The following is a 15,049-nucleotide window of genomic DNA, read 5'->3' as shown; positions in this document are numbered from 1 at the left end:
CTTGAGCCGGATTCTTAAGTATTTTACGGACCGTTGGAACTCGCGGGCCGGAACCCGGGCGGGTTCCCCCGGTCAAACGACCGCCGCTACTTGCGGACGCGACGCTCGGCGAGCGCAATCTGCTGATGCAGGAATTCCACGAAGGCAATCCCCTGCGCGTTCAGCGCTTTCGGATAGAGCGAGGCGGCGGTGAGCCCCGGCAAGGTATTGGTCTCGAGATAGACCGGGCCATCGGCCGAGACGATGAAGTCGGTCCGCGAATATCCCCCGCAGGACAATGCGCGGTGCGCCTTGATCGCCTCGGCCTGGATCGCCGCCGTGACATCGGGACTGAAACGGCCTGGACAGATCTCCTGCGTGGTCTTGGCGAGGTATTTCGCAAAATAATTGAAGGCACCTTCCGCCGGCACGATCTCGATCGGCGGCAGCGCGATCAGCGAGCCGTCGAGCTGCTCGAGCACGGCGCAGGTTGCTTCGGCACCGGAGACGAATGGCTCGATCAGATAATCCTCGGCTTCGGCCGCGGTGCGGACCGCGACGAGATCCTGCTTCGCGTTGACGAAGATCAACCCATAGCTCGAGCCGTCCTTCACCGGTTTGGCGATCAGCCTGCCATACCTCGCCAGCGCAGCTTCCGCATCGTCGAGCACCACGCCTTCCGCGGCGCGGACGCCGCCGAGCACGGCGAAGCGTTTGGCCGCGATCTTGTCGAAGGCGAGATGCGATGACGCCGAGCCCGAGCCCGTAAACGGGATACCCCGCATCTCGCACATGACTTGAAGCTCGCCGTTCTCGGCGCGACCGCCATGTAGACCGAGCACCAGCACGCGATCTTCGGCCTTGGCGCGGTCGAGCGCCTCGGCGAGGCCGCCGAGTTTCCCGCCATCGGCCTTGAACGGCTCTTCGAACGGCTTGGTGTGGAAGGTCAGCGCCTTGCTACTGGCCTCATGCACCGTATCGTCGGCGTCCCAGAACCAGAGATCAGCCTCGGGGAGCGCTACGTGCAGCGCCTGCGCGCTCGCCACCGAGACGAGCCGCTCCTTGTTGGAGCCGCCGAACAGAATCGTGATGCGCATCAATACGTTCCCGGGTTGATCTCAGGCTGGGCTCTCAGACGCCATGACAATTCTTCAAGCAGGCGAATTAGCTCGCGTTGATTCCAATGCGCTTGATCTCCCACTGCAATTCAATTCCCGAACTCGCCTTCACCCGCTCACGCACGGTCTCGCCGAGCGCCTCGATATCGTGGCCGGTTGCGGTGCCGGTATTGATCAGGAAGTTGCAGTGCATTTCGGAGACCTGCGCGCCGCCGACCTTGAGGCCTCGGCAGCCGGCCGCATCGATCAGCTTCCAGGCGCTGTGGCCGGGTGGATTCTTGAAGGTCGAGCCGCCGGTCTTCTCGCGGATCGGCTGCGCGGTCTCGCGATGGGCCTGCACCTCCGCCATCCGGGCGCGGATCGCCTCGGGCGCGGCAGGCTTGCCGCGGAAGCGCGCCGACGTGAAGATCAGCGCCGGATCCGTGCCGCTCGACCGATAGCTGAACTTCATGTCGGCATTGCTGAAGCGATGGGCGTTGCCCTGGCGGTCCAGCGCCGTCGCCTCGACCAAAACGTCCTTGGTCTCGCCGCCATTGGCGCCGGCATTCATGCGTAGCGCGCCGCCGATCGTGCCGGGAATGCCGAACAGGAACTCGAGCCCGGACAGATTGGCGGCGGCCGCCGCCTCGGCAACACGCTTGTCCAGCGCTGCCGTGCCCGCGGTGACGATGTCGCCCTCGGTTTTGACATCTCCGAACGCGCGGGCTGCGAGCCGGATCACCACCCCGGGGACGCCGCCGTCGCGTACGATCAGGTTGGAGCCGACGCCGATCACATAGACAGGCAGCTCGGCCGGCAGGTGTTTCAGAAAGTAGGCGAGGTCGCCGGCGTCGGCCGGCGTGAACAGCACCTGCGCCGGTCCGCCGACACGAAACCAGGTGAGCGGCGCCAGCGGCTCGTTGGCGAGCAGCCGGCCGCGGAGCTGCGGCATGGCGGCTTTCAGCTCGGGCGTGATGTCGGGAAGGGTCAATGCCCGCCTCTTAGTACGCAACCCGATCGGGTCAGGCCCGGCACGCTCTCTCCGTTCCCTCCCCCCTTGTGGGGGAGGGTCAGGGAGGGGGGTAAGCCACAAGCACCTGCGTTTGTGACACCCCCCTCTCTAGCTCTCCCCCACAAGGGGGGAGAGAACAGAGTAGTTTGCCTTGCCGTGAGTTCGGAGCTCACCACGCTCATATTTATTTACCCCAGAGCCTTCAATTCGCCGGGCAGCGCGTAGGCCCACTGCGTGATGTTGCCGGCTCCCAAGCAGACGACGAGATCGCCTGTCTTCGCCAAGCTCTTGACGATGCCGGCGAGATCGGCGGGCTTCGGCAGCGGCACCACATCGCGATGGCCATGTGCGCGCAGGCCGAGCACGAAGTGATCGCGGTTGATGCCCTCGATCGGCGCCTCGCCGGCCGGATAGACCTCGGCGACCACGACGGCATCGGCGTCGTTGAAGCAGGTGCAGAACTCCTCGAACAGCGATTGCAGGCGGGTGTAGCGGTGCGGCTGCACCACCGCGATGATCCGGCCGCTGGTGGATTCGCGCGCCGCCTTGAGTACCGCGGCGATCTCCACCGGATGATGGCCGTAATCGTCAATGACGGTGACACCGTTCCACTCGCCGGTCCGGGTAAAACGGCGCTTGACGCCGCCGAAGCCGGCGATCGCCTTGCGGATGGCTTCATCGGAGATGCCGAGCTGATGGGCGACTGCGATCGCGGCGGTCGCGTTCGAGGCGTTGTGACGGCCCGGCATCGGCAGCTCGATGTCGGAGATTTCGTGGGTCGCCCCGGTCTTGCGATCGCGGAAGACGACCGTGAATCGCGAGCCGCCGCTTGCCGGCGTCAGATCGACCAGCCGCGCATCGGCCTGCGGGTTCTGGCCGTAGGTGATGATGCGGCGGTCCTCGATCTTGCCGACGAGAGCCTGCACCACCGGATGATCGATGCACATCACCGCAAAGCCATAGAACGGCACGTTCTCGACGAAGGCGCGGAACGCGTCCTGCACCGCGTCGAAGGTCTTGAAGTGATCGAGATGCTCAGGATCGACATTGGTGACGATCGCGACATCGGCGGGCAGCTTCAGGAAGGTGCCGTCGCTTTCGTCGGCCTCGACCACCATCCAGTCGCCCGCGCCAAGTCGCGCATTGGTGCCGTAGGCGTTGATGATGCCGCCATTGATCACGGTCGGATCGAGGCCGCCGGCATCGAGCAGCGCCGCGACCATCGAGGTGGTCGTGGTCTTGCCGTGGGTGCCGGCGATCGCGACGCAGCTCTTCAGCCGCATCAGTTCCGCCAGCATTTCCGCGCGCCGTACCACCGGGATGCGCTGTGCGCGCGCCGCCATCAATTCCGGATTGTCGCGCTTGATCGCGGTCGAAACCACGACCACGTCAGCGCCGGCGATGTTCTCCGCCTTGTGGCCGACGTTGACGGTGATGCCCTTCTCCCGCAGCCGCGCGACATTGGCGTTGTCGGCCGCATCCGAGCCCTGCACCGTATAGCCGAGATTGCAGAGCACCTCGGCGATGCCGCTCATGCCGATGCCGCCGATCCCGACGAAGTGAATGGGTCCGATCTCGCGCGGCAGTCTCATGGCCAAGTCCTTGCGTCATCGTCCTTGCGTCATCGCCGCACCGGCGGACGATTGAATGTCCGGGCGGCGGTCTGCCAAGCAGACCAAATCAGCCACGTCGAAACACTGGATGCCCCGCCTTCGCGGGGCGTGACAAGGGAATATTTCAGTGCCGCGGGCCTAAATTCCGGCGATTTTGACCACCAGATCGGCCAGCCGTTCCGCCGCATCGAGCCGTCCGGCCCCGCGCGCCGCCTGCGCCATGGCAGCCAAGCGCGCCGGCTCGGCTGCGAGCGCCGAGATTTCCGAGGCCAGGCGGTCCGGCGTGAACTCGGTCTGCACGATACGCATCGCGCCCCCCGCCTGCGACAACACCCCGGCATTGGCGAACTGGTCCTGATCGATCGCGCCGGGCAACGGCACCAGGATCGCAGGCCGGCCGATAGCGGCGAGCTCGGCCACGGTGCCGGCGCCCGAGCGCGAGATCACCAGGTGATTGGCAGCGAGCCGCGCCGGCAGATCGGTGAAGAACGGCGCGAGTTCGGCTTGGATCTTAAGCCTGTCATAGACCGCCCGCACCCGCGCCATATCCTCCGGCCGGACCTGCTGGGTCAGCACCAGCCGTCCCCAGAGCGCCGGCTCCAGCCGCTCGATCGCGCCGGGGACGATGTCGCTCATCACCCGCGCGCCCTGGCTGCCGCCGACGACGAGCAGCCGAAACGGTCCGGATGCCGCCGGCGCGGTGTAGCCGACTGCCGCCGCTTCCAGGATCGCCGGCCGCATCGGCGTGCCGACGGTGGTGGTCTTGGGCGCAAGTGCCGGATCGCGATCGAGCACGCCGGGCAGCGAGGTTGCGATCGCTTTGACGTAAGAGGACAGCAGGCGGTTGGCGCGGCCGAGCACCGCATTGGCGTCGTGGATGATGCCGGGCACCCCGGCGAGCCGTGCCGCGACGAGCGGCGGCACCGTCGGATAACCGCCGAAGCCCACCACGGCCACTGGCTTCAGGCGGCGCATCAGCCTGAACGCCGCGAGCGTTCCGGTCCCCAGCATCAACGCGGTGCGCGCCAACGCCAGCGGCGAGCGGCCGCGCACCGTCTCGCTCGGCACCACGTCGATCATGTCCTTGGTGAACAGGCCGCTATAGCGCTGCGCGCGCATGTCGGTGACGAGGCGGACGCGAAGGCCGCGCTTGATCAATTCGACGCCGAGCGCTTCGGCGGGAAACAGATGGCCGCCGGTGCCGCCGGCGGCCAGCAGGATGAGAGGCGCAGTGGTCATGATGGCCCCTCTTTACACACAAAGAGTCGCCATTGCGAGGCGCGGAGCGACGAAGCAAATCCGGGAGCTCAGGGCTTGCACTGCATGGCTTCGCTCGCAGGGCGCCGGCTAGGCGTAGCTGCGCGCAGCCCCGGCGGCGTCGGTGGCCTCGATCTCCATGCGCGGCCGCTGTCGCGTCAGCGCCAGCATCATGCCGACCCCATAGGCCAGCGAGACCATCGACGAGCCGCCATAAGAAATGAACGGCAGGGTCATGCCCTTGGCCGGAATCAGTTGCAGATTGACCGAGATGTTGATCGCCGCCTGCACGCCCATCAGGATCGCAAGCCCCGAGGCGCCAAAGCGCGCAAAGCCATCCTCGGTCGCATAGGCGCGCGACAGCGTGCGAATGACAATGAATGCGAACAATGCGACCAGGGCGAGGCACAGCACGATGCCGAACTCCTCGGCCGCGACCGCGAACACGAAGTCGGTATGACTGTCGGGCAGGCTGCGCTTGGCGATGCCTTCACCCGGCCCAAGCCCGAACCAGCCGCCGTTCGAAAATGCTTCCATTGCGGTGTCGACCTGGAAGGTGTCGCCGGAAGCCGGGTTCATGAAGCGCTTGATGCGGCCGGCGACATGCGGGACGAACAGATAAGCGCCGAACAGCCCGGCGGCGGCGGCGCCGGCAAGGCCGGCGACCCAGATCATCCGCATGCCCGCGATGAAGAACAGTGCGCCCCACACCATCAGGACCAGCATGGTCTGGCCGAAGTCCGGCTCCATGACCAAAAGTGAAACCAGCGTCAGCAGCAGCACCAGCGCGATCGAGGTGGCCGGCATATCCGGCCGCCGCGCCGATTCCGAGAACAGCCAGGCCGCGACCACGACGAAGGCCGGCTTGGCCGCTTCGGAGGCCTGGATGTTGACGCCGAGCAGCGTGATCCATCGGCGCGATCCCTTCACTTCGGGTCCGATCGCCAGCGTCACCACGATCAGCGCAAGGCTGATCAGCAGGATGACCAGCGCGCTGCGCCGGATCTGCCGCGGCGACAGGAAGGAGACGCCGATCAGCACGACGAAGGACGGCAGCAGGAACAGCACGTGCCGATTGAAGAAATGGAACGGATCGAGCCCGATGCGGGTCGCGACCGGAGGACTTGCGGCCAGCGACAGGATGACCCCGCACAGCATCAGCCCGATGATCGCACCGAGCAGCGGTCGATCCACCGTCCACCACCAGTCCGACAGCGGATTGCGTTCTTCACGGGAGAGCATGGGTGGTCCCTTCGGCCAAAGGCGGCCCTCATTGGTCGCCCATGATGGTTTCCGAAAGGTTAAGGAAATTCCTTACGTCGGGTGGCAAGCAGGCGCGTCGCCCTCCCTCTATGTCCCAGCGTTGAGTGCGGCATCGGCCCACGGAAACACCATTCTCAGACAAGCACCCTTGGACGGCCCGACGACAATTTCGGCATGACCGCCATGGAGGCGCATGATCTTTTGGACGAGATCGAGACCGAGGCCTGCACCGCGGCCACCTTGTCTGAGGCGGTAAAACGGCTCGAAGACCTGATGGTGATCGGTAGAAGGAATGCCATTTCCTTCGTCGCAAACCTCGATCCATCCAGCACGAGCCACACGGACCGTGATCGTGCCACCCCGGCCCCCGTGGTCGATGGCGTTCTGCACGAGGTTGGTCAGGGCCCGGTCCAGCGCGGTCTGGTCTCCCTCGACCATGACATGCTCGATCTCCGCTTCAAAGGTCATCTCATAGCCGGCAGCGAAGGCGAGCGGCGCCAAGTCGAGGACGACACGCTCAGCGACACCGACGAGATCCACCGGGGCAGACTGCAGGCCTTGTTGATCGAGGCGCTGAAGGTCGAGGAGTTGCCCGGTCAAGACGGTGAGCCGGGTAGTGTCTTCAAGCAGGCGTATCTTCTCGGGGCCGGGCGGAAGCGAGGATACGCGCGCCGTCAGGATCGCAATCGGGGTTCGAAGCTCATGGGCAGCGTCAGCAAGGAAGCGCTTATGCCCCTCATATCCCTTGTCGAGACGACCGAGGGCATCATTGACAGCTCTCACGAGGGAGACGACCTCGATCGGGACGTCATCCATGGTTAATCGCACGCCGCTGCGATCGATATCGATTCGTTTCGCCTCGTCGGCCGCTCGCCCCAATCCAGCCATGGCGCGTCGGACCACGAACGGGGTTACGAGGAGAGTCGCAAGCGTCATAAGCCCGATGATCGGCAAGACGACGTTGAGAAACAAGGGCTGCGCGGTGGCGATGACCTTGCGCACCGAAACGCGGCCCTTCGCCGCCGTCAGCATCTGGACCTTGCCTGCGGCCGTATCAACCCATCTCACGATAGCCGCCGGCGGAACGGCCTCTCCGCGCCCCTGCCCCAGGCGAGCTTCACCGATCTGATCGAGTGCATTGGCGATCTGGGCCAAGTCTGCCGGCACGATTCCTTCCGACAGCCGATGCCCCTGACCGTCGCGCACGATAAACCAGAGATCGGCATTCTCCGACCGTAGACGGGCGAGATCGGACGTCGGGCGCAGGACCAATTCACCATCGGCGTTGCGTCCCACGGCCTCGGTGAGGACGTCGATCGCGGTACCTTCATAGTCGTCCCCCAGGACCCCGCTTCGCCACATCGCGCCGAGGACGACGAGAACGAGCACGCCAAGTAGTCCCAGCATCGCCGCCTGCATCACGGCAAGGCGCACGACAAGCTGCCATTTCAGCGAACGGGGATGCCACCAGTTCATGACATCTCCCGCAAGAGATAGCCGACGCCGCGCACTCCGTTGATGATCACGCCACTGTCAGCATCCGCAAGCTTGCGGCGTAGTCGCGACACCTGGGTATCGAGCGCATTGGGTTGAACCTCGTCGTCCAGCGCGAACACAGCGTCCATCAACGATGATCGCGGCACCATGCGTCCCATGCGGCGGAGCAGCGCTTCCAGAACCAGGATTTCGCGCCGCGTCAGGTCGATGACGCGGCCCTCGATGCTGGCCTCACGGTTCATGAAATCAAACGACAGGCGTCCGACCCGAAAGACATCGGATTGCACGTTCGCAGGCCGACGCAGGAGCGCACGAAGTCGGGCCAGGAACTCCTCGAAGGCGAACGGCTTGGCCAGATAATCGTCCGCCCCCCGGTCGAGCCCTGCGACACGGTCAGCAAGATCACCTCGAACCGTGAGGACAAGCACTGGCACAACGTTACCCTGGGCGCGCAACTTCGGGATCAACGTCAGGCCATCTCCATCCGGCAACTGACGGTCCAGAACCAAGACGTCATAACTGCACGCTGCGGCGATCTCCTCGGCCTCAAAGAGGCTGGGGGCGTGATCCACGATCATGTCATGGCGCATGAGAGCGGCGCGTAGCGCCGACACCATCTCGGGCTCATCCTCGACCAACAGCACCCGCATCAGGGAATTTCCTAAACCTCAAAGCCCGGTCGCCTCACGCGGAGCCTTTCTAGAGCACCTTCATGGCGTCAACCTTGCAAGAACCTCCGCAAACGCGATTTCTCCAGAAATACCCGGTGGATGGACACACGACAGACTGCCGACATGCACGCACGATACACGGCTCAATACAGCGGTTGCAAACAGCCAATCAATCAGGCGCCGCGCGCGATGGGTCTTTCCCGAGTAGTGGGTTTTCCGAGAATTGGGCTTTCACAATGTTCTCCAAAGAAACGTGCAGTCCCAACGTCGAGCACACGACAACCGTGGATATTCGGCAGACGGGGGCGGTTGGCGGCCTTGATCTGCCGGTCGACGAGCCGCAACCGCGGGGCCAAGCCGTCCTGACAACGACAGCAACGAGCCCAAAAAGATGGACATCCAGACCTAATGAGACCGTCCATCACATCGCCGAGGCGGGCCTTGCCCGATTGGCTCAGATCGACCTCGCGCTCGTTCGGCTGGTCTCCATCTGCGCCCGACCGAGCCCGATTCGATTCTCAGCGATCACTTTCAGTCGCTTGGGGAACGGCGGTATCTATGTCATCGTTCTGATCTTTGTCTTCGCGCGGCTCGGGAAAGGCGCGCTCCACGTTATCGCCATCGCGATCTGCACCGTTGCCACGCTGCATGCGTTCTATCCGTCTTTCAAGCGACGGGTCGGCCGTCAGCGCCCCTATAAGATCGACCGCAATGTGCCGTCTCTACTGGACGTGCTCGACGAGCACTCCTTCCCGAGTGGCCACATCATGACACTTACGGCGACTCTCGTACCGACCTTCTACGTCGATCCAGGCTCGGCCGCCTATGGCGCGGGAGTGCTGGTGGCCATGGCCTGGGCTCGGGTCGCCTCGGGCCACCACTATCCAACCGACGTCATTGCCGGCGCGTTCTTTGCTTTTGTAACCGGCTATCCGCTGACCGTCATTTGGTTCGGGCAATGATGACTCGCGTTGACCGATGCTTCGGACATCGTCCAACCGGCCGAGATTCTCCGGATGTGACAGCAGGGGCGGAGCGGAGAGCGTCATGACCAAGGTCGTGGTGGCGACGGATGCTTGGCACCCGCAAATCAACGGCGTAGTCCGCACGTTGGAAAATCTGGCATCGGCGGCGTCAGCGTTCGGTGCATCGTTCCGCTTCTTGACGCCGCAGAACTTCAGAACAATCGGCCTTCCTATTTATCCCGAGATCCGACTTTCCCTGGTCGGAGCCTCGACGGCAGGTCGGCTGGTCGAGGCAGAGCCATTCGACTTTGTACATCTGGCGACCGAAGGCCCCCTTGGCCTCGCGGTGCGTCTTCATTGTCTTCGGGGGGGCATCCCCTTCACGACAAGCTATCATACCAACTTCCCGGCCTACGTGGCCAAACGGACTCGCATCCCACCCCGCTGGACGTACGCTCTGCTACGGCGCTTTCACAATGCGGGCGCCGCCACGTTCGTGGCAACGAGATCCATCGAAAACGATCTGAGGTGCCGCGGATTTGAACGGCTAATGCTATGGTCGCGCGGGGTCGACCACGATCAGTTTCGTCAACGACCGGGTGCGTGTCTCGGGTTGCCTGGCCCCGTTTTCCTTTACGTAGGCCGGCTCGCGATCGAAAAGAACCTGCCCGCCTTCCTGGGCCTCGACCTTCCGGGAACGAAAGTGGTGGTCGGCGACGGGCCGGCCCGGCGCGCGCTCGAGGTCGCCTATCCCCACGCGATCTTCCTAGGTCGCCGGTCCGGCAACGACCTGGCACGTGTCTATGCAGGCGCCGACGTCTTCGTTTTCCCGAGCCTCACCGACACCTTCGGCCTCGTGCTGCTCGAAGCAATGTCCAGCGGACTCCCAGTGGCGGCCTTTCCGGTGGCCGGCCCGCACGATGTCGTCGGCACATCCGGCGCCGGCGTGCTCGATCAGGATCTCAGGCGCGCTTGTCTATCGGCCTTGGAGATTCCCCGATGGAAAGCGCGGGCGCATGCAGAAACTTTCCGTTGGCGCGAGAGCGCCCGCCAGTTCCTCGACAACCTGGCCGCATCGCAGAAAGAAGAATTCCGTAGCATCACAGACTAACTGCCGCTGTCGCGAACTGTATAGCGCCGATAGTCCCGGCAATCCGAAGTCCGAGCACCATCTCAGCAAGCAGCTTTCACAAGCTAAGGAAACCTACGAGTACCAACAAACCCGCGATTCAATTACCGCTCTTAAATCCGACGAGCCAGGACCGCGGCCTGTTGCGCGGCCTTATCAGGACGTGTGCGTTCGTGCGGCACCGTCTCGGCCATGTCTTCCTATCCGTCATATGCATCGGCGAACTTCGTGCTCCACCGGACTTCGCGCGGCATCCGGGAATCCCTACGAAGATTTCTTCACGGCAACAGCCATGCAGAGAATTCTACGAATGGGAAAAAACGCTTGAAGATCGGCGCACGACAGACCGCCGACATGCACGCATGAGACATTGCTCAAACGGCGCCCCCACAAGCATGGACCGGGCGCCGTACTTTGATTTTCACCACAACTCGGGTTTTCGCAATGCTCTCAAAAATAATGTGCGGCACTCACGCCGTATCACACGTCATGGCCATGGGGATTGCGCATGTCGATCGCTGACGTGTTTCCGTTCTTTCGAGAGTGGCTTCGCAATCCGCGGAGCGTCGCGGCCGTCGCTCCCTCAGGTCGCGCCCTCGCATTGCTGATCACAAGGGAAATCTCGGCAAAGACCGGTCCCGTTCTCGAGCTTGGTCCAGGAACCGGGGCCTTCACTTATGTGCTGCTGGAGCGCGGCGTCCGGCAAGGGGACCTGACGCTGGTCGAATACGGCTCTGATTTCGCACGTATGCTCCAGATGCGGTTTCCCCACGCACGTGTCCTGTGGATGGATGCCGCATGGCTGGACAAGCAGCCGCTATATGAGGGGGCGCCAGTCGGCGCGATCGTGAGCGGACTGGGATTCCTGAACATGCCGCAGCAAAAGATCGCGGCAATCCTCAAGGGAGCGTTCGGCTATCTACGGCCGGAGGGAGCGTTCTTTCTCTTCACTTACGGTCCGCGCTGCTCGGTATCAGACGCTACCCTCGACGAGCTGGGCCTTCATGCGACCTGTATCGGCACGACATTCCGAAACTTTCCTCCGGCATCCGTTTATCGGATCGTGCGTCGCCAGGTCACGACGGGTTGATATGGATGCAAGACTCATACGCCGTCGCGCTCTTCCTAAACTCCGGGCTCCTGGGGGCGTTCTGCATCGCCATGGCAGAAAAATTCGCGCCGATGATCCCATCCTATGTCACGCTAATGCTGCTTGGCATGACGGCGTCCGACGGAGCCTGCCTCGTCATGACAATCCTGGCCACGGCGACCGGCTCTCTTGTCAGCTCCATCGGCTGGTACGGGATTGGCCGCGTCCTGGGAGAGGAACGCGTCGAGGCGGCTGTCGCGCGATTTGGAAAGTATGCCTTTCTCAGCTCGCGCGCCTATGGACGCCTCGCCTGCGCTTATCGCCGAAACCGGTTCTGGGTCACTCTGATGGGGCAGACCGTACCCGTGGCACGTGTCTATCTCGCGTTGCCGGCCGGCGTGCTGAAGCTCCGGCCTGCTTCCTTCACCGCAGCGACCGCCCTCGGCATCCTGTTGTGGAATACGCCATTCCTGACGCTCGGATACGCCCTGCGCGGCAGCAATCATGATCCGGTCAATGTCGGCTTTTGGGCTTCGATCGCCCTCATCGGACTTGAGATGACGATCCTCTTGGGATTGCGGCTCCACAGAAGTATGACCAAGTGAAATGCAGTGCCTCAACGACATTGACCTCTATTCGTCATGAGCAGTGTGGCAGGACCGGCCTGCCCCCTGAGATTCAGGGGCATACGCAAGCAACGATCCCTGTTCAGTCATTCACGGCTCCTCGCAAAGGCTGGTCCGCCACCGAAGTCGGCTGGCCTCCCATAGACCGAAGAGCGCCCCCGTCGAATCGCAGTCCAATTGCTCAATGGACCGTCGTTACGGGCAAATGCAGTGGAAAAGTGTATCCGCGGCCTCACACCACCGGTGTGACGCCCGGCAGCGCCTGGACCAGCTCGCGGAACTTGGCCCCGCGGATCTCGAAATTGCGGAACTGATCGAACGAGGCGCAGGCCGGCGACAGCAATACCACGGCATCCCTGAGCCCAGAGGCTTCGGCATCGGCGGCGGCCTGCGCCACCGCAACATCGAGTGTGCCGGACATCGCATGCGGCACCTCGTGGCCAAGTGTCTTCGCGAACTCCTCGGCGGCCTCCCCGATCAGATAGGCTTTTCGGATGCGCGGGAACAAACCGGTGAGGCTGGTGATGCCGCCAGCCTTGGGCTTGCCGCCGGCGATCCAGAAGATGTCGGCGAAGGACGAGAGCGCATGCGCGGCCGCATCGGCATTGGTGCCCTTGGAGTCGTTGACGAACAGCACATTACCGCGACGCCCGACCTGCTCCATGCGATGCGCAAGGCCCGGGAAGCTGCGCAGGCCCTGTTGCAACACATCCTCGCGCACGCCGAGCGCGAGTGCGCAGGCCGCTGCGCAAGCGGCATTCTGCGCGTTGTGCAGGCCCCGCAGCGAGCCGATGCCGCCGATCCGCGCGACCTCGTTGCGGGCACCGCCCGCGGCGCGCAGGATTGTCTCGCGTTCGACATAGATGCCGTCAGGCAGCGGGTTCTTCACGGAGACACGCACGACGCGCTTGCCGGCCTGATCGAGCCGGTCCGCGACAGCGCGCGAGAAACCGTCATCCACGCCGACGATCGCTGTGCCCTGCGATGTCACTCCCGCAACCAGGCGCTCCTTCACCGCGGCGTAGTTCTCGATCGTGCCGTGACGGTCGATGTGATCCTCACTGACATTGATGAGAATACCGACGGTCGGGTCGAGCGAGGGCGTCAGGTCGATCTGATAGGACGACATCTCGATGACATGCACGCGGCCCATCCGGGGCGGCTCCAGCGACAGGATGGCAGTGCCGATATTGCCGCCCATCTGCGTGTCGTAGCCGGCAACCCGCATCAGATGCGCGATCAGCGCCGTCGTGGTCGATTTGCCGTTGGTACCGGTGATGGCGACGAACGGCGCATCCGGCGCATGGCGCTTGCGCTCGCGGCAGAACAGCTCGATATCGCCGATCACCTCGATGCCGGCTTCACGCGCTTTCAGCACGCTCCAATGCGGCGCCGGATGGGTGAGCGGGATACCGGGTGCGAGCACCAGCGCGGCGAAATTCGCCCAGGAGACGCTGCGCAAATCGGCGGTGGCGAAGCCCGCTTTGGCGGCCTCTGCGAGCCGGTCCGCGCCGTCATCGCCAGCGATCACTTCGGCGCCGCCGGCGCGCAGCGCGTGACAGGACGCAAGCCCGGAGCCGCCGAGACCGAACACGGCGACCGTTTTTCCGGCGAAGGAAGTGACGGGGATCATGTTAGCGCAGCTTCAGCGTGGACAGGCCGACGAGCGCCAGCATTACCGAGATGATCCAGAAGCGGATCACGACCTGCGGCTCGGTCCAGCCAAGCTGCTCGAAATGATGATGGATGGGCGCCATCTTGAACACGCGCTTGCCGGTCAGCTTGAACGAGACCACCTGCACGATCACCGACACCGCCTCCAGGACGAAAAGCCCACCGATCACCGCCAGCACGATCTCGTGCTTCACCGCGACCGCGACCGCCCCGAGCATCCCGCCCAGCGCAAGCGAGCCGGTATCGCCCATGAAGATCGAGGCCGGCGGCGCGTTGAACCAGAGAAATCCCAGGCCCGCGCCGAGCACCGCACCGCAGAGCACCGCGAGCTCGCCGGTGCCGGCGACATAATGGATCTGCAGATATTCGGAAAACACGGCATTGCCGGCGAGATAGGCGATCAGGCCGAAGCTGGCGGATGCGATCATCACCGGCACGATGGCAAGACCATCGAGCCCGTCAGTGAGGTTCACCGAGTTGCCGGCGCCCACGATGACGAAGGCGCCGAAGAGCACGTAGAACCAGCCGAACTTGATGACTAGATCCTTGAAGAAGGGAATGGCGAGCCCGGTTGAGGACGGATCGCGACCGAGCCGGACCAGCGCATAGCAGGCTACCAGCGCGATGGCCCCCTCGATCAACAATCGGAAACGGCCGGCGAAGCCCGAATGCGACTGCTTGGTCACCTTCAGATAATCGTCATAGAAACCGACGAAGCCGAAACCGAGCGTGACCGCCAGCACGATCCAGACATAGGGGTTGAGCGGGTTGGCCCATAATACCGTCGAGACCACGAGCCCCGACAGGATCATCAGCCCGCCCATGGTGGGCGTGCCCTTCTTGGAAATGATGTGCGACTGCGGACCGTCGGTGCGGATCGGCTGGCCCTTGCCCTGTCGCAGCCTGAGATGGTCGATGATCCAGGGTCCGAACAGGAACACGAACAGTGCACCGGTCACAACCGCGCCGCCGGTCCGGAAAGTGATGTACCGGAAGACGTTCAGGGCGGTGCGGAACATCCCGAGGCTCGGGAAAGTGTTGGTGAGGTCGATCAACCAGTAAAACATACAGTCCGCCTGTGCCGTCCCGCCGAGGCCGCCCGGTCCGCGGCGCTTATCGCGAATCCACGTTTGGGGGAATCTTTAACCACGAACGAGGCCTCCGTGCGAATCGTCG

Annotated in this window: 13 protein-coding genes; 4 read left to right on the top strand and 9 right to left on the bottom strand. The window is 63.8% G+C overall.

Annotated elements, in window-relative coordinates; genetic code table 11:
* Window positions 1-86: 86 nt before the first annotated feature.
* From QX034_RS19230 to QX034_RS19200, 7 genes are all read right to left on the bottom strand, one after another.
* Window positions 87-1,076: a D-alanine--D-alanine ligase gene (locus tag QX034_RS19230; RefSeq protein ID WP_315700948.1), complete on the bottom strand. Its 990-nt coding sequence runs from the start codon at window positions 1,074-1,076 to the stop codon at window positions 87-89.
* 67 nt (window positions 1,077-1,143) lie between these two features.
* On the bottom strand, window positions 1,144-2,067 hold the full coding sequence (gene murB / locus QX034_RS19225) for a UDP-N-acetylmuramate dehydrogenase (RefSeq protein WP_316189982.1): 924 nt from the start codon (window positions 2,065-2,067) through the stop codon (window positions 1,144-1,146).
* A 209-nt stretch (window positions 2,068-2,276) separates the two neighbouring features.
* Window positions 2,277-3,680 carry a UDP-N-acetylmuramate--L-alanine ligase gene (gene murC, locus QX034_RS19220; protein ID WP_316195687.1) on the bottom strand — a complete coding sequence of 468 codons (1,404 nt, stop codon included), beginning with the start codon at window positions 3,678-3,680 and terminating at the stop codon, window positions 2,277-2,279.
* A gap of 159 nt (window positions 3,681-3,839) precedes the next feature.
* A complete protein-coding gene (gene murG, locus QX034_RS19215) occupies window positions 3,840-4,943 on the bottom strand; it encodes an undecaprenyldiphospho-muramoylpentapeptide beta-N-acetylglucosaminyltransferase (protein WP_315703077.1) in 1,104 nt (367 codons plus the stop codon).
* Between the two features lie 105 nt (window positions 4,944-5,048).
* Complete coding sequence (ftsW, locus tag QX034_RS19210) at window positions 5,049-6,200, bottom strand: putative lipid II flippase FtsW (RefSeq protein ID WP_315700951.1); 1,152 nt, start codon at window positions 6,198-6,200, stop codon at window positions 5,049-5,051.
* Between the two features lie 108 nt (window positions 6,201-6,308).
* Window positions 6,309-7,697 (bottom strand): HAMP domain-containing sensor histidine kinase, encoded by a 1,389-nt coding sequence (locus QX034_RS19205; RefSeq protein ID WP_316165783.1) that lies wholly within the window; start codon window positions 7,695-7,697, stop codon window positions 6,309-6,311.
* A complete protein-coding gene (locus tag QX034_RS19200; protein WP_315700953.1) occupies window positions 7,694-8,368 on the bottom strand; it encodes a response regulator transcription factor in 675 nt (224 codons plus the stop codon). The genes QX034_RS19205 and QX034_RS19200 overlap by 4 nt, the downstream gene beginning before the upstream one ends.
* A 257-nt stretch (window positions 8,369-8,625) precedes the next feature.
* Between QX034_RS19200 and QX034_RS19195 the strand changes: the two genes are divergently transcribed.
* The 4 genes from QX034_RS19195 (at window position 8,626) to QX034_RS19180 (ending at window position 12,178) form a co-directional block, all read left to right on the top strand.
* Entirely contained in the window at window positions 8,626-9,351 is a 726-nt protein-coding gene (locus QX034_RS19195; RefSeq protein ID WP_315700954.1) for a phosphatase PAP2 family protein, read from the top strand.
* Between the two features lie 85 nt (window positions 9,352-9,436).
* Window positions 9,437-10,465 (top strand): glycosyltransferase family 1 protein, encoded by a 1,029-nt coding sequence (locus QX034_RS19190; protein WP_316195685.1) that lies wholly within the window; start codon window positions 9,437-9,439, stop codon window positions 10,463-10,465.
* A gap of 526 nt (window positions 10,466-10,991) precedes the next feature.
* Window positions 10,992-11,573, top strand: a complete 582-nt coding sequence (locus tag QX034_RS19185) for an SAM-dependent methyltransferase (protein WP_315703078.1) — start codon at window positions 10,992-10,994, stop codon at window positions 11,571-11,573.
* A 71-nt stretch (window positions 11,574-11,644) separates the two neighbouring features.
* Entirely contained in the window at window positions 11,645-12,178 is a 534-nt protein-coding gene (locus QX034_RS19180; RefSeq protein ID WP_315700956.1) for a DedA family protein, read from the top strand.
* A gap of 253 nt (window positions 12,179-12,431) precedes the next feature.
* Here QX034_RS19180 and murD read toward each other — a convergent pair whose 3' ends face one another.
* Both murD and mraY read right to left on the bottom strand, forming a co-directional pair.
* A complete protein-coding gene (gene murD / locus QX034_RS19175; protein ID WP_315700957.1) occupies window positions 12,432-13,832 on the bottom strand; it encodes a UDP-N-acetylmuramoyl-L-alanine--D-glutamate ligase in 1,401 nt (466 codons plus the stop codon).
* A 1-nt stretch (window position 13,833) separates the two neighbouring features.
* Entirely contained in the window at window positions 13,834-14,940 is a 1,107-nt protein-coding gene (gene mraY, locus QX034_RS19170; protein WP_315700958.1) for a phospho-N-acetylmuramoyl-pentapeptide-transferase, read from the bottom strand.
* Between the last annotated feature and the right edge of the window lie 109 nt (window positions 14,941-15,049).

The organism is Bradyrhizobium sp. SZCCHNR3119 (assembly GCF_032487775.1).
GTDB lineage: Bacteria > Pseudomonadota > Alphaproteobacteria > Rhizobiales > Xanthobacteraceae > Bradyrhizobium.
The sequence above is the reverse complement of the archived record's forward strand: the minus strand, read 5'-3'. Positions and strand labels throughout refer to the sequence as shown.

Excerpts from the sequence above, each read along its gene's own strand:
- QX034_RS19230 (WP_315700948.1), bottom strand. The coding sequence starts at position 1,076 with ATGCGCATCACGATTCTGTTCGGCGGCTCCAACAAGGAGCGGCTCGTC.
- murC (WP_316195687.1), bottom strand. The coding sequence starts at position 3,680 with ATGAGACTGCCGCGCGAGATCGGACCCATTCACTTCGTCGGGATCGGC.
- ftsW (WP_315700951.1), bottom strand. The coding sequence starts at position 6,200 with ATGCTCTCCCGTGAAGAACGCAATCCGCTGTCGGACTGGTGGTGGACG.
- QX034_RS19205 (WP_316165783.1), bottom strand. The coding sequence starts at position 7,697 with ATGAACTGGTGGCATCCCCGTTCGCTGAAATGGCAGCTTGTCGTGCGC.
- QX034_RS19200 (WP_315700953.1), bottom strand. The coding sequence starts at position 8,368 with ATGCGGGTGCTGTTGGTCGAGGATGAGCCCGAGATGGTGTCGGCGCTA.
- QX034_RS19195 (WP_315700954.1), top strand. The coding sequence starts at position 8,626 with ATGTTCTCCAAAGAAACGTGCAGTCCCAACGTCGAGCACACGACAACC.
- QX034_RS19190 (WP_316195685.1), top strand. The coding sequence starts at position 9,437 with ATGACCAAGGTCGTGGTGGCGACGGATGCTTGGCACCCGCAAATCAAC.
- QX034_RS19185 (WP_315703078.1), top strand. The coding sequence starts at position 10,992 with ATGTCGATCGCTGACGTGTTTCCGTTCTTTCGAGAGTGGCTTCGCAAT.
- QX034_RS19180 (WP_315700956.1), top strand. The coding sequence starts at position 11,645 with ATGGCAGAAAAATTCGCGCCGATGATCCCATCCTATGTCACGCTAATG.
- murD (WP_315700957.1), bottom strand. The coding sequence starts at position 13,832 with ATGATCCCCGTCACTTCCTTCGCCGGAAAAACGGTCGCCGTGTTCGGT.
- mraY (WP_315700958.1), bottom strand. The coding sequence starts at position 14,940 with ATGTTTTACTGGTTGATCGACCTCACCAACACTTTCCCGAGCCTCGGG.